The sequence below is a fragment of the Pseudomonas sp. H11T01 genome, assembly GCF_048515765.1.
Lineage (GTDB): Bacteria > Pseudomonadota > Gammaproteobacteria > Pseudomonadales > Pseudomonadaceae > Aquipseudomonas.
This window is the reverse complement of the sequence record NZ_JBLYED010000001.1, coordinates 510,389-524,081: the sequence shown is the minus strand read 5'-3', so window position 1 is coordinate 524,081 and position 13,693 is coordinate 510,389. Positions and strand designations below refer to the sequence as shown.

The following is a 13,693-nucleotide window of genomic DNA, read 5'->3' as shown; positions in this document are numbered from 1 at the left end:
CTCTTCAGTTCAAACATCTTTGGGTTTTGAGAAAACCCTAAACTTGGCTCAGCAATCGTTGGTTACATCTTTGATTTCTCGCGGAGTAACTTGTGATGCTGATAATCTTGTTGACTATCAGTCTGACTCCACAAGCACCCACACGAATTGCTTGATTCAGTTGTTAAAGAGCGGTTGGTTAAGATCTTTCGTCTCAACCGAGGCGCGCATTCTACGCTTTCCCCTGTCTCTGTCAAGCGGTTATTTTTCGAAGCTTTCAAAGTTTCCTTTGCAACTTCAACCACTTGGCGCTTCCGATCACTCGTTAGCGGGAGGCGAATTCTACAGCGTTACTCGCTGCTGTCAACACCTCTTTTACACCGCTTTCGACCGAGTGGATCGAACCGTTAATAACGTCAAACAACACGACCTTATTAACTCCTTCGGGCTTCGCTGAACAGAAGCGTAACCGCTGTCGAAAACTGCGTAACTCATTGTTTAGCAAGGAGTTTTCCGTTTCGACTGCGCCGGAAGTGGGGCGAATTATAGACTTCCAGAATCTGCCGTCAATCTCTAATTACGCTTTTCTATCAATAAGGTGCAGAACGCCAAAAAAGCGGTCTGTTTCCCTCTATATAGAGAGCAGAACAGCGGCTTCTATATAGAAGGAATCCTCAGAGCACCCCGGCTTCTTTAAAAGCCGCGACCTCAGATGCCTCAAGACCCAACACCCGCTGCAGCACCTCTAGCGTGTGCTCGCCTAATAGAGGAGGCGCATTACGGTATTCAACCGGCGTCTCAGAAAGACGGATCGGGCTAGCCACCTGTGGAACCAGCCCAGCCAAAGCATGGGGTAGCTCAATTGCCAGCCCACGCGCCTGAACCTGCGGATCGGCAAATACCTGAGCCAGATCATTGATCGGCCCACAAGGCACACCAGCCTGCTCCAGCTGCACCACCCACTCAGCAGTAGTCTTGAATACGGTTGCCTGGCGGATCAGCGGGATCAATACCGCCCGATTGGCCACCCGCAGCTTGTTCGTGGCAAACCGCGGATCGTGCGCCCACTGCGACTGCCCAGCTACCTCAGCAAACTTGCGGAACTGCCCGTCGTTCCCAACAGTAAGAATGAAGTCACCATCCGCGGTCGGGAAGTCCTGGTAGGGCACGATGTTCGGATGAGCATTCCCTAACCGCTTAGGCGAAACACCAGTGGTCAAGTAGTTCATCGCCTGATTGGCCAGGCACGCGACCTGAACATCCAGCAACGCCATGTCGATGTGCTGCCCACCACCGTCATGATCCCGATGAGCCAGCGCCGCCAGAATCGCCACCGTCGAATAGAGCCCGGTCAGAATATCCGTCAGCGCCACTCCGACTTTCACCGGCCCGGCACCTTCGCTACCTTCAGGTCGACCGGTCAGGCTCATCAAGCCGCCCAACCCCTGAATCATGAAGTCATAACCGGCACGCTTGGCATAAGGACCCGTCTGACCAAAGCCCGTAATCGAACAATAGATCAGCTCAGGATTAAGTGCCTTGAGCGACTCATAGTCCAGACCATAAGCAGCCAGACCGCCAACCTTGAAGTTCTCGATCAGAATGTCTGACTTGGCCGCCAGCTCACGCACCAAACGCTGACCTTCCGGTCGCGTGAAGTCGATGGTGACCGATTGCTTGTTGCGATTGGCCGACAAGTAATAGGCAGCTTCACTCGTGTTCTCACCATAGGCGTCTTTTAGGAAGGGCGGCCCCCAGGCGCGCGTGTCATCACCATTACCCGGGCGCTCGACCTTGATTACCTCGGCCCCGAGATCCGCAAGGATCTGTCCAGCCCAAGGACCGGCCAGCACTCGTGACAAATCCAATACCCGTAGATGCGAAAGCGCGCCCATGGACGTTCTCCTATTAATAGAACGCCTGAATGCCAGTCTGCGCACGACCAAGGATCAGCGCATGCACGTCGTGAGTACCTTCATAGGTATTCACCACTTCCAGGTTGACCAAGTGACGGGCGACACCGAACTCGTCGGAGATGCCGTTACCACCCAACATGTCACGAGCCATACGCGCGATGTCCAGGGACTTACCGCACGAGTTGCGCTTCATCATGGACGTGATCTCGACCGCTGCAGTGCCTTCGTCCTTCATACGGCCGAGACGCAAGCAGCCTTGCAGGGCGAGGGTGATTTCAGTCTGCATGTCGGCCAGTTTTTTCTGGATCAATTGGGTGGCTGCCAATGGCCGGCCAAACTGCTGACGATCCAGCGTGTACTGGCGAGCGGTGTGCCAGCAGAACTCGGCAGCACCCAGCGCCCCCCAGGAAATACCGTAACGAGCCGAGTTAAGGCAGGTAAAAGGGCCTTTCAAACCACGGACGTCCGGGAAGATGTTCTCTTCGGGCACAAACACGTTATCCATAACAATTTCACCGGTGATGGAGGCGCGCAGGCCAACCTTGCCGTGAATTGCCGGAGCGCTCAGGCCTTTCCAACCTTTCTCGAGTACGAAGCCGCGGATGTCACCTGCATCGTCCTTACCCCAGACCACGAATACATCAGCGATCGGGCTGTTGGTGATCCACATCTTGCTACCCGTCAGGCTGTAGCCGCCTTCAACTTTGCGTGCACGAGTGATCATTGCGCCCGGGTCGGAACCGTGGTCAGGCTCGGTCAGACCGAAGCAACCGATCCATTCACCCGAAGCCAGTTTTGGCAGGTACTTCTGCTTTTGAGCTTCGGTACCGAATTCATTTATCGGCACCATCACCAGCGAGGACTGCACGCTCATCATCGAGCGATAGCCGGAGTCAACACGCTCGACCTCACGAGCAATCAGACCGTAGCTGACGTAGTTCAGACCACTGCCACCGTATTGTTCAGGAATGGTCGCGCCCAGCAGGCCTATTTCGCCCATCTCGCGGAAGATCGCCGGATCGGTCTTTTCATGGCGGAAAGCTTCGAGAACGCGCGGCGCAAGCTTCTGCTGAGCGAATTGCTGGGCAGTATCGCGGATCATGCGCTCTTCTTGGGTGAGCTGTTGATCCAGCAGCAGGGGATCGATCCAGTTGAAGCTAGCTTTACCGCCCATGGGTGAGTCCTCGCAAATCAGGTCAAATATCGTGGACTGATCCTAGGCCGGGCCAGCGGATACAGCAAACGAGGATTTTGCATACTGTTGTGCTAATTTCTCACTCCGTAATAGCGTGAAACCGCTTATCGACGCTTTATTAGTGAGGTTGCCGTATATGCGTAGAAAGATCCCGAGCACAGCTGCACTGATCAGCTTTGAGGCGGCAGCCCGGCACGAGAGCTTTACCAAGGCCGCGCAAGAGCTTTCCCTTACACAGGGAGCCATTTGTCGGCAGATCGCCAGTCTGGAGGAGTTCTTGAGTGTCGAACTATTCCGACGCTCACGACGAGGAGTGAAGCTGACCGAAGCAGGGCTGTCTTATAGTCGCCGAGTCGCTACACAACTGGACGCCGTAGAGCGCGATACGCTGTCAGTGATGGGCCAGCAGGGCGCCAACGTCATTGAGCTGGCCGTCGTCCCGACGTTTGGTACTCAATGGTTGTTACCGCGGCTCAAGGATTTTCAGCAGCAACACCCGGAAGTCACGGTCAACCTTACAAACCGCACCCGGCCATTCCTGTTTGCCGACACCGACTTCGATGCAGCCATTTATTTTGGTGATGCCGATTGGTCGGGCACAGAGTCCCATCGACTGATGGGTGAGAACCCAATGCCGGTTTGCAGCCCACGACTTCTGGGGCCTGGAAGCCAGTTTAGCGCCGAAGAGATTGCCGAACTGCCACTGCTGCAACAGACCACCCGACCTTATGCCTGGCGTCAGTGGTTCAGTTCACAGAACCTGAATATCCCTCGCGACATGACAGGCCCGCGTTACGAGCTATTCTCCATGCTCGCCCAAGCGGCCATGCACGACATGGGCATCGCATTGATTCCGCCATTCCTGATTCAGCGTGAGTTGGCGGAGAAGCGCCTGGTGATCGCCAACCACCAGGCACTGTCTAGCATCAAGGCGTATTACCTGATGATTCCTGACCGAAAGGTCGAGTCAGCCTCTTTACGGGCATTCCGTGACTGGCTGGTGAACCAGGCGCAGGGCTACAGCCTAGAAGAATAGGGGCCTCCGCCACTAGCTGACCCCGTAGTCAGCAAAATCAAATCACTACAGATATAACTATATGTCGCATTTAAGAAAACTGTATCGGCAAGAGGAACAATCGTGCAATAAGCGCCTAAAGACGTGGCTTCCAGTAGCTATTTTCGAAGCAATGCCGCCTCATTCACCGCGTCGATGCGTAAATTATTGAATTTCACTAAAAATTCATACAAGGCATGGCTTACAAGGGGTCCAGCCATAACATGCGACATTCGGTCACGGGGTGACTTGTAGTTAATTTTCCGTCACCCGTCATAATCCCTTGAAGGGCACAAAGTTCGCCTGCAAAATGCCGCGCCCCGCCTTGTTACTGCGGGGTCGTGCTGATCGGCCGCCCCAGTAGCACCATCCGGAGTGCGCTGGCCTTCTTATAAAGATCAAAAGCAATAAGATGATCATGCAGGAGATTTGACGTGCACATTGGTGTTCCTCTCGAAACCCAAACCGGTGAAACGCGGGTTGCCGCAACTCCGGAAACCATCAAGAAGCTGATCGGCCAAGGTCATAAAGTCACTGTGCAAAGCGGCGCCGGCATTAACGCCAGCGTTGTTGACAGTGCCTATGAAGCGGTAGGTGCGGCCATTGGCAGTGCCAACGATGCGTTTGGCGCAGAGCTGATTCTCAAGGTGGTCGCCCCCAGCGACAGCGAGCTAGCGCTGATCAAGAGCGGCACCGTTGTGGTGGGCATGCTCAACCCGTTCAGCAATGAAACCATTGGCAAGCTGGCCGAATGCGGCATTACCGCGTTCGCGCTGGAAGCCGCGCCGCGCACCTCCCGCGCTCAGAGCCTGGATGTGCTGTCCTCCCAGGCCAACATCGCCGGTTACAAATCCGTGCTGCTCGCCGCTCACTACTATCCGCGCTTCATGCCGATGCTGATGACCGCTGCGGGCACCGTGAAAGCGGCGCGCGTACTGATTCTCGGCGCGGGTGTGGCCGGTTTGCAGGCCATCGCTACCGCCAAGCGTCTGGGCGCGGTGATCGAGGCCTCTGATGTGCGTCCGGCGGTGAAGGAACAGATCGAATCCCTGGGCGCCAAGTTCGTCGACGTGCCTTACGAGACCGACGAAGAGCGCGAATGCGCCGTCGGTGTTGGCGGTTATGCGCGGCCGATGCCCGCCAGCTGGATGCAGCGTCAAGCGCTGGCGGTGCACGAGCGCGCCAAGCAGGCAGATATCGTCATTACTACCGCACTAATCCCGGGCCGCAAGGCGCCGGTACTGCTGAGTGCCGAAACTGTCGCCCAGATGAAGCCCGGCTCGGTCGTGATCGACCTCGCCGCTGCCCAAGGCGGCAACTGCCCGCTGACCGTGGCCGATCAGGTTGTGGTTCAGAACGGTGTAACCATCGTTGGCCCAACCAACCTGGCCGGCGCAGTTGCGGCTGACGCCTCGGCGCTGTATGCACGCAACCTGCTGGACTTCCTGAAGCTGGTCTTCACCCCGGAAGGGCAGTTCCAGATCAACCTCGAAGACGACATCGTCGCCGCGTGCCTAATGTGCCGCGACGGCCAAGTCATCCGCAAAAACGCCTAAGCAGGGATTCAGACGATGGAAGAGCTTATCTCCCCCGGTATCTACAACCTGATCATCTTCGTGCTGGCGATTTATGTCGGTTATCACGTGGTCTGGAACGTTACACCAGCACTGCACACGCCATTGATGGCGGTGACCAACGCCATTTCGGCGATTGTCATTGTCGGCGCCATGCTGGCCGCTGCTTTGACCGTAACACCACTGGGTAAAACCATGGGTACCCTGGCCGTGGCGTTGGCCGCGGTGAACGTATTCGGTGGTTTTCTGGTCACCCGGCGGATGCTGGAAATGTTCAAGAAGAAGGCGCCCAAAGTTAAAGAGCTGCCGGTAGAACAAGGGGCGCAGAAGTCATGAGTATGAATCTGGTCACAACCCTGTACCTGATCGCTTCGATCTGTTTCATCCAGGCCCTTAAAGGTCTGTCGCACCCGACCACCTCCCGACGCGGCAATGTGTACGGCATGCTGGGTATGGCTCTGGCCATCATCACGACGGTCGGCCTGGTCTACAAACTCGGCGCGGAGCTCGCTACAGCGGGCATTGGCTACGTTATCGTCGGCCTGCTGGTCGGTGGCACGGCCGGTTCGATCATGGCCAAGCGCGTCGAGATGACCAAGATGCCGGAACTGGTCGCCTTCATGCACAGCATGATCGGTATGGCCGCCGTGTTCATCGCCATCGCTGCTGTGGTCGAACCGCAATCGCTGGGTATCGTTAAGCACCTGGGTGATTCGATTCCTGCCGGTAACCGTCTGGAGCTATTCCTTGGCGCGGCCATTGGTGCCATTACCTTCTCCGGTTCGGTCATCGCGTTCGGCAAGCTGTCGGGCAAGTACAAGTTCCGCCTGTTCCAGGGCGCACCAGTACAGTTCGGAGGCCAGCACAAGCTGAACCTGCTGCTGGGCTTGGCGACGCTTGGTCTGGGCGTCACCTTCATGTTGAGCGGCAACCTGAATGCCTTCGCGCTGATGCTGGCCCTGGCCTTTGTACTGGGCGTGTTGATCATCATCCCGATTGGCGGCGCGGACATGCCAGTGGTGGTGTCGATGCTCAACAGCTACTCCGGCTGGGCGGCGGCGGGTATCGGCTTCTCGCTGAACAACTCGATGCTGATCATCGCTGGTTCGCTGGTGGGCTCAAGCGGTGCGATCCTCTCGTACATCATGTGCAAGGCGATGAACCGTTCGTTCTTCAACGTACTGCTCGGTGGCTTCGGCAACAGCGCAGACGCGGCCGGCCCGGCCGGTTCGAAAGAAGCCCGCCCGGTGAAATCCGGTTCGGCTGACGATGCGACCTTCCTGCTGACCAACGCCGACACCGTGATCATCGTTCCAGGTTACGGCCTGGCGGTAGCGCGGGCGCAACATGCGCTGAAAGAGCTGACCGAGAAGCTGACCCATCGTGGTGTGACCGTGAAGTATGCGATCCACCCCGTGGCGGGTCGTATGCCAGGGCACATGAACGTCCTGCTGGCCGAGGCCGAAGTGCCTTATGACCAAGTGTTCGAGATGGAAGACATCAACTCCGAGTTCGGCCAGGCTGACGTGGTGCTGGTACTCGGCGCCAACGACGTGGTCAACCCGGCGGCGAAGAACGATCCGAAATCGCCAATCGCCGGCATGCCGATTCTCGAAGCGTTCAAGGCCAAGACCATCATCGTCAACAAGCGCTCGATGGCCAGCGGCTATGCCGGCCTGGACAACGAACTGTTTTACCTGGACAAGACCATGATGGTGTTCGGCGACGCCAAGAAAGTCATCGAAGACATGGTCAAAGCAGTCGATTAAAACCCGGCTCAACGCAACACCAAAAACCCCGGCCTTTTGTAGGCCGGGGTTTTTTATTGCCCGTCAAAAACCGACCAAAGGCTCTAAATCAAGGCCCGGCATTCGACCATGGTAGCGGGAGGAATTTTTTTGAAATCACTAAACTGCGTATCTTGCTTTCGTTGCCCGAGATAACAATCCATGTACCGTGATCGTATTCGCTTGCCTTCGTTGTTAAGTAAGGTCATGAGCGCGGCTGATGCCGCTGCTTTGATTCAGGACGGCATGACCGTCGGCATGAGCGGTTTTACCCGCGCCGGCGAAGCCAAAGCCGTGCCCCACGCATTGGCCGAACGCGCCAAGGTTGCACCGCTGAAAATCAGCCTGATGACCGGCGCCAGCCTGGGCAATGACCTCGACAAGCAGCTGACCGAAGCCGGTGTGCTGTCGCGACGCATGCCGTTCCAGGTCGACAGTACTTTGCGCAAGGCGATCAATGATGGCTCGGTCATGTTTATCGACCAGCACCTTTCCGACACTGTTGAGCAACTGCGCAACCGCCAGATCAAGGCCGTGGACCTGGCAGTGATCGAATGTGTCGCCATCACTGAAGAAGGCCATCTGGTCCTGAGCACCTCAGTGGGTAACTCAGCGAGCTTCGCGATATTGGCCAAAGAAGTGATTGTCGAGATCAACCTGGCCCAGCCGCTGGAGCTCGAAGGGCTGCATGACATCTATATACCGAGCTATCGGCCGACCCGTTTGCCGATTCCGGTGCTCAAGGCTGACAGCCGCATCGGCAGCCATGCCGTGCAGATAGACCCGGCGAAGATCGTTGGTATTGTCATCAGCAATCAGCCCGACTCGCCGTCCACTGTATTGCCGCCGGACCTGGATACTCAGGCCATCGCCAATCATCTGGTCGAGTTCTTCAAAAGCGAAGTACGCGAGAACCGTTTGACCAACAGCCTGATGCCGCTGCAGGCAGGCATCGGCACCATAGCCAACGCGGTGATGCATGGGTTGATCGAGTCGCCGTTCCACGACATGACCATGTACTCCGAAGTGCTGCAAGACTCCACCTTCGACCTGTTCGACGCCGGTAAACTGAGCTTCGCCTCGGGCAGTTCCATGACCCTGTCCGCCAAAAAACACGCCGAGGTCTTCAGCGACCTGAGCCGTTACAAGCCGCAACTGGTGCTGCGCCCGCAAGAGATCTCAAACCATCCGGAAGTCATCCGCCGCTTGGGCATCATTGGCATCAACACCGCGTTGGAGTTCGATCTGTACGGCAACGTCAACTCTACTCACGTCTGCGGTACGCGGATGATGAATGGCATCGGCGGCTCGGGCGACTTTGCACGCAATGCGCACCTGGCAATCTTCGTCACCAAGTCGATTGCCAAGGGTGGCGCGATTTCCAGCGTGGTACCAATGGTCAGCCACGTTGACCATACCGAGCATGACGTCGACATCCTCGTCACCGAGATAGGCCTTGCGGACTTGCGCGGCCTGGCGCCACGTGAGCGGGCGAGGGTGGTCATCGACAACTGCGTGCACCCGGCTTATCGCGAAGCGCTGAATGACTACTTCAAAGCCGCCTGCGCCCTGGGCGGACACACACCGCACATCCTGCGCGATGCACTGAGCTGGCACATCAACCTGGAGGAAACCGGGAAAATGCTCGGGGTGTAATTGATACAGTTGGCAGCTGACGCAAACGCAGTTTCGTCAGCTCGCCATTGCCACCGCAGTATCCGTCTAAAACTGTACTGCTGTACTGGTCTTTTCCTACCGAAACCTCCTACCTTTTTGAGTCGAACACCTCAAAATGCACCATAACAGTGCAGATAGGTACAGTTGCTTCATTTATGAGCAGTACAGCACCTATAAACAGTTAACTGGTCCCTCACAATACAGGTGAACTGTATCTAGAGAGACTTGCGCAAGAGGAGGATCATTGGCATCAGTTAAACCACTACCTAATCCCGCCATAAGCGGAAGGATGTCAACCATGGAACGTACACTCAGTTCCGACCTGTTCTTCGAAGACAACACTGCAAAAACCCAGGCTTCCATGCCTCTTCGTGTTATCGCCAACCTGATGCTGTGGCAGCGCCGCATCTCCAGCCGCCATCAATTGGCTCGCCTGGATTCGCGTCTGCTGGCTGACGCAGGGATTAGCGAAGCACAACGCTACGAAGAGCTGAGCAAGCCGTTCTGGCGCTAAGTTAGCGTCGCTGGCTCTGACCCACTGGGTCCACCGCCAGCAACCCGAATTGCACAAACAAAACCCGTCGTAGGTAACTGCGACGGGTTTTGTCGTTTCAGGGGCTAAAATCGAGACCGTACAAAAGGTCTATCGCCAGACAGGTACAGTTTGCAATTAACAAACACTGAACCAGTACAATTAAGCACTGGTGTATCTGTATTGACCCGCGTCCAAAGATCAACATGGTGCTCCAAGGCCGGTACTTCGGCCTGCTCGCAAGGACTGCACCATGAATCGCTTACTGGATACATCGATACCCAAACCTCAACAGAACTCACTTGCCAGCGCTCTGGGACGCCTGTTTTCAGCACTGGCCCGGAGTATGGAGAGAGCCCGCACCCGACGCTTACTGAGCCAGCTCAATGATCAGCAATTGTCCGATCTGGGACTCAGTCACTCTGACCGCATCGTTGAAATGGACAAACCGTTCTGGCGCTAGTCGCACACAGAAGACAGACAGAGCTATTCGAATAGACACAGTGCGGCCTAATATCCAACAAGAACGTGGCGAACTCTGCAGAGCAAGCGTCGTCTGATGCTCAAGGCACTGCGCAACTCGCCTGGCTGTTGGTGTTTTGCTCGGCTCCACTTTTATCTGTTAATCCACAGGAGTTACCCCATGTCCCGTCTTCGTCTGCTCAGCGTTGCAGCCCTGCTGGCCTTGGCCGCCAATGCGCATGCCTCCAGTTTTATCGTGACCACTGATGCCGTCGTCAATGCGCTCAAGGCCACCTCCGACGCCACGTCCGATGCCTCTTCCTCCCTGCGTGACAACAAGATTGTCCGCGCAGCCCGTGACGACGCCGCCAGTTTCGTCGCCAGCGAAGGCGCCATTCGCGGTGTGAAACTAGAAAGCGCTTTTGACCATATTCGTCATCAAGCACCGCAGTTGAATGCGACCGACGCACAACTGGCGCAAGCCATCCTGGCAATCTGATCGCAAGTCGTAAGTTTGGGGCACGCATGCCGTGCCCCAAACTTACGACGCTGGCTCTGGTCCGGGCATTGCGCTAGCCTTGGCGCTCGCTTTCAGCTATCGAGCCTCATGCGTTTTTTCTCAGATCTGCTTATCGCCCCTCTATTTATCGCCCTCTGCTGGACAGGTTCGGCCCATGCCTTCGACCTCAGCACCCAAGGCCTTGTTGCCAGCGGCTACGCCACAAGCAAAGTGACGTCTGCCCCCTTCGACAATAAACTGATACTCGCCGCCCAGGATGACGCTGCAGCTTTCATTGCCAGTGATGGCCAACTGCGAGGAGCGCAACTGGAGTCCGCCCTGGTTTATCTGCGCCAAACTCAACCAAAACTTCGTGCCAGCGATCTTGAACTGGCACAGGCAATTCTCGTCCAATAGTTATCTATGCTTTTCGGAGTCGTTCCATGCGTAACCCACTGATTGCTGCCACTCTTGGCCTGCTGTTGTTGGCCGACGTGACCCAGGCGCACACCCTGGAAGCCACCAGTAACATGATTATTCGTGCCTCCCAGCGCACGATCGATTTCACCTCCGATACCACCACCTCCATCCGTGACTCAAAAATCGTGCGTGAAGCCCACGACGATGCGGCCAGTTTTGTCGCCAGCAATGGTGATATCCGTGGCGCGCACCTGGAAGCCGCCTTCAACACCTTGCGCACCCGCGTGCCGGAAGCTCGCGATGCCAGTGATCAGGTACTCGCCGAAGCCATCCTCGCCCTGTGAAGTCGCTCACCGCCTGGCTACTGGCCGGAACTATGTTGCTGCTGGGCAGCACGGCTCAGGCCGGGCTGCAACTGCGACTCAAGACCGAGGGACTGAGCCCTGCTGAGCAACAAGCCAGCCAGGCGCTGCTCGATGAAGCGATGCAGGCGCTGCCTCCGCGTTTCGTCGAGCAACTGGACCGCCGCATCGATGTCGGCTGGACCAGCGACATGCCGAGCAACGCCTACGGCCAAGCGTCGCTGGTAGCCGAACTCGACCTCAATCGCAACCTGCTGGCCAGTCTCACCGACGGTTCCGCTGCGACGAAAGCAACCCATCGCCCCCACGGCACCGTGCGCCGGGAACTGCTTGCCACGGTGCTGCACGAACTGACCCACATCTATGATCGCGCGCGCTTATGGCCGGACGCAGAACGTACACTGATCCAGCGCTGCATGCGGCAGAACAACAGCTCAGGCCTGATCGGTATCCCGGACCAATGCCGCGGCCAGACGGCACGACGCTTTACCCTCAGTGATGACCCGCGCCTGCTGGACCTCGCCGGCTGGCCGCAGTATGTCGGGCGCCGTGGCGAACGCGAGCAGCACAACCGCCAGATCGTCCGCAGCCCGGACATCTACGAGACGACCAATCCGAAGGAGTTCGTCGCGGTCAACATGGAGTACTTCCTCCTTGATCCGAGCTACGCCTGTCGTCGTCCCGCGCTATATCGCTACTACAAAGAACACTTTGGCTGGGCGCCCGCCGCCAAGGACATTTGCGCCAAGTCCTTTGCCTTCCTCAATGCTGGCAGTGACTTTGCCAAACAGCCGTTAGGGCAGGTCGATCCAGAACGGGTGTACGCCGTCGACTACCTACTGGCCGAAGCCAACCAGAACTGGGTCAGCCGCTGGGGTCATAGCATGTTGCGGCTGGTGATCTGCGCGCCTGGCCGTCCTCGCGGACCGGACTGCCGACTGGACCTGGATCAGCATCTGGTGCTGTCCTATCGCGCCTTTGTTGGTGACGTGCAGCTATCCAGTTGGGATGGTCTGGTCGGCAAGTATCCGTCTCGGCTATTCGTGTTACCACTGGCGCAAGTCATCGACGAATACACCAAGACTGAACTGCGCAGTCTCGCCTCGGTGCCGCTGAACCTGTCGCGTAGCGAAATCGAAGACGTGGTCCAGCACGCGGCCGAGATGCACTGGAGCTACGACGGCAACTATTACTTCCTGTCCAACAACTGCGCGGTCGAAAGCCTCAAGTTGCTGCGCAGTGGCAGCAACAACCCGCAGCTGACCGGTCTGGACAGCATCATGCCCAACGGCTTGCTGGAAGTGCTCAAGGGCCGCGGGCTGGCGGACACCAGCGTGCTGGACGATCCACGCGAGGCCTTGCGTCTGGGCTATCGCTTCGACTCGTTTCGTGACCGTTATCAGGCGATGTTCGAGGTGCTGAAGAAGCATCTGCCGATCAAGCAGGACACCGTCGAAGACTGGTTATCGTTGAGCGCAACAGAACGCCGCCAATGGTTCGAACAGGCCGATCTGCGTACTAGCGCTGCCTTACTGCTGCTGGAACAGGCGAGTTTCCGTCGGCAATTGCAGCTGGCTCAGGATGAAGTCAAACAGCGTTACCTCGGCGCCCGCGAACTGAAAAACGGCGGTATGGATAAAGCCAACAAGACCTTGCAACAGATCCTGGTCAACAGCGGCTTCCTCAGCCGTCCGGCCGAACTGCTTGGCAGTGGAGGTTATGGTTTGCCTCAGCCCAGTGAGTGGCAACGACTGGAATCGGAGAGCAGCCTGCGTCAGAAGCAGCTGCAATCCTTGACCGGGGATCTGGATAAAGAGGTGCGGGCCTTACTTGAGCCCAGTCGCGCGGCGGAGATGGCGGCGAATGAAGCCAACCTGAAGCAAGTGGGCGAGCATTTGCGGGCGCTGCACAAGGCTGCAGGTGGGTTTGAGCTGCCCTAATGCCAGTCAGTTAAGGAATTTCAGGTCCGGCACAATCCCCGTAGCAGCTGCCGCCAGGCTGCTACAAGTCCTACAAACATTCGACATACATCTCGTCAGTCGTTTCATCAGCGAAAGCTGGCTGAAAGCTTCCGCGATTAGGATCGCCCCCACTACCGGCAACAGACCGGTTGGCCAATGCAAGCGTTTCGACCTCTTGCGGCCCAATTAACAACAACAATGGTGATTCTGATGTTTGCTGCTACCCGCCCGTTCGACCCGACTCCCCCCGTACGCCTCGTGCTTTCCGTTCTGCG

General features: G+C 57.1%; 14 protein-coding genes. 12 read left to right on the top strand and 2 right to left on the bottom strand.

The annotated features are described in order from the left end of the window. The coding region (locus ACN1C3_RS02585; RefSeq protein ID WP_419114211.1) for a hypothetical protein at window positions 1-436 on the top strand (436 nt) is incomplete at its 5' end. A 217-nt stretch (window positions 437-653) separates the two neighbouring features. Here ACN1C3_RS02585 and ACN1C3_RS02580 read toward each other — a convergent pair. Together ACN1C3_RS02580 and ACN1C3_RS02575 are read right to left on the bottom strand one after the other, a co-directional pair. Further along, a complete protein-coding gene (locus ACN1C3_RS02580) occupies window positions 654-1,874 on the bottom strand; it encodes a CaiB/BaiF CoA transferase family protein (RefSeq protein WP_419114210.1) in 1,221 nt (406 codons plus the stop codon). Window positions 1,875-1,887: 13 nt separating this feature from the next. After that, complete coding sequence (locus tag ACN1C3_RS02575; RefSeq protein WP_419114209.1) at window positions 1,888-3,069, bottom strand: acyl-CoA dehydrogenase; 1,182 nt, start codon at window positions 3,067-3,069, stop codon at window positions 1,888-1,890. Window positions 3,070-3,226: 157 nt separating this feature from the next. Between ACN1C3_RS02575 and ACN1C3_RS02570 the strand changes: the two genes are divergently transcribed. From ACN1C3_RS02570 to ACN1C3_RS02520, 11 genes are all read left to right on the top strand, one after another. Then, window positions 3,227-4,126: a LysR family transcriptional regulator gene (locus tag ACN1C3_RS02570; protein ID WP_419114208.1), complete on the top strand. Its 900-nt coding sequence runs from the start codon at window positions 3,227-3,229 to the stop codon at window positions 4,124-4,126. A gap of 452 nt (window positions 4,127-4,578) precedes the next feature. After that, a complete protein-coding gene (locus ACN1C3_RS02565) occupies window positions 4,579-5,700 on the top strand; it encodes a Re/Si-specific NAD(P)(+) transhydrogenase subunit alpha (protein ID WP_419114207.1) in 1,122 nt (373 codons plus the stop codon). A 15-nt stretch (window positions 5,701-5,715) separates the two neighbouring features. Then, the gene (locus ACN1C3_RS02560; RefSeq protein ID WP_419114206.1) at window positions 5,716-6,054 is read left to right on the top strand and encodes an NAD(P) transhydrogenase subunit alpha; all 339 of its coding nucleotides are present in this window, start codon (window positions 5,716-5,718) and stop codon (window positions 6,052-6,054) included. Continuing rightward, window positions 6,051-7,487, top strand: coding sequence for an NAD(P)(+) transhydrogenase (Re/Si-specific) subunit beta (locus ACN1C3_RS02555; RefSeq protein WP_419114205.1), 1,437 nt, complete (start codon window positions 6,051-6,053; stop codon window positions 7,485-7,487). The genes ACN1C3_RS02560 and ACN1C3_RS02555 overlap by 4 nt, the downstream gene beginning before the upstream one ends. Before the next feature lie 180 nt (window positions 7,488-7,667). Then, complete coding sequence (locus ACN1C3_RS02550; protein WP_419114204.1) at window positions 7,668-9,161, top strand: acetyl-CoA hydrolase/transferase family protein; 1,494 nt, start codon at window positions 7,668-7,670, stop codon at window positions 9,159-9,161. Between the two features lie 319 nt (window positions 9,162-9,480). Then, window positions 9,481-9,696 (top strand): DUF1127 domain-containing protein, encoded by a 216-nt coding sequence (locus ACN1C3_RS02545; protein ID WP_419114203.1) that lies wholly within the window; start codon window positions 9,481-9,483, stop codon window positions 9,694-9,696. A gap of 271 nt (window positions 9,697-9,967) precedes the next feature. Further along, window positions 9,968-10,177, top strand: coding sequence for a DUF1127 domain-containing protein (locus ACN1C3_RS02540; protein ID WP_419114202.1), 210 nt, complete (start codon window positions 9,968-9,970; stop codon window positions 10,175-10,177). 180 nt (window positions 10,178-10,357) lie between these two features. Continuing rightward, window positions 10,358-10,675 carry a DUF2388 domain-containing protein gene (locus ACN1C3_RS02535; protein WP_419114201.1) on the top strand — a complete coding sequence of 106 codons (318 nt, stop codon included), beginning with the start codon at window positions 10,358-10,360 and terminating at the stop codon, window positions 10,673-10,675. Between the two features lie 108 nt (window positions 10,676-10,783). After that, window positions 10,784-11,092: a DUF2388 domain-containing protein gene (locus tag ACN1C3_RS02530; protein ID WP_419114200.1), complete on the top strand. Its 309-nt coding sequence runs from the start codon at window positions 10,784-10,786 to the stop codon at window positions 11,090-11,092. Window positions 11,093-11,118: 26 nt separating this feature from the next. Next, on the top strand, window positions 11,119-11,439 hold the full coding sequence (locus ACN1C3_RS02525; protein WP_419114199.1) for a DUF2388 domain-containing protein: 321 nt from the start codon (window positions 11,119-11,121) through the stop codon (window positions 11,437-11,439). After that, window positions 11,436-13,397, top strand: coding sequence for a DUF4105 domain-containing protein (locus tag ACN1C3_RS02520; protein WP_419114198.1), 1,962 nt, complete (start codon window positions 11,436-11,438; stop codon window positions 13,395-13,397). The genes ACN1C3_RS02525 and ACN1C3_RS02520 overlap by 4 nt, the downstream gene beginning before the upstream one ends. The last annotated feature ends 296 nt before the right edge of the window (window positions 13,398-13,693 follow it).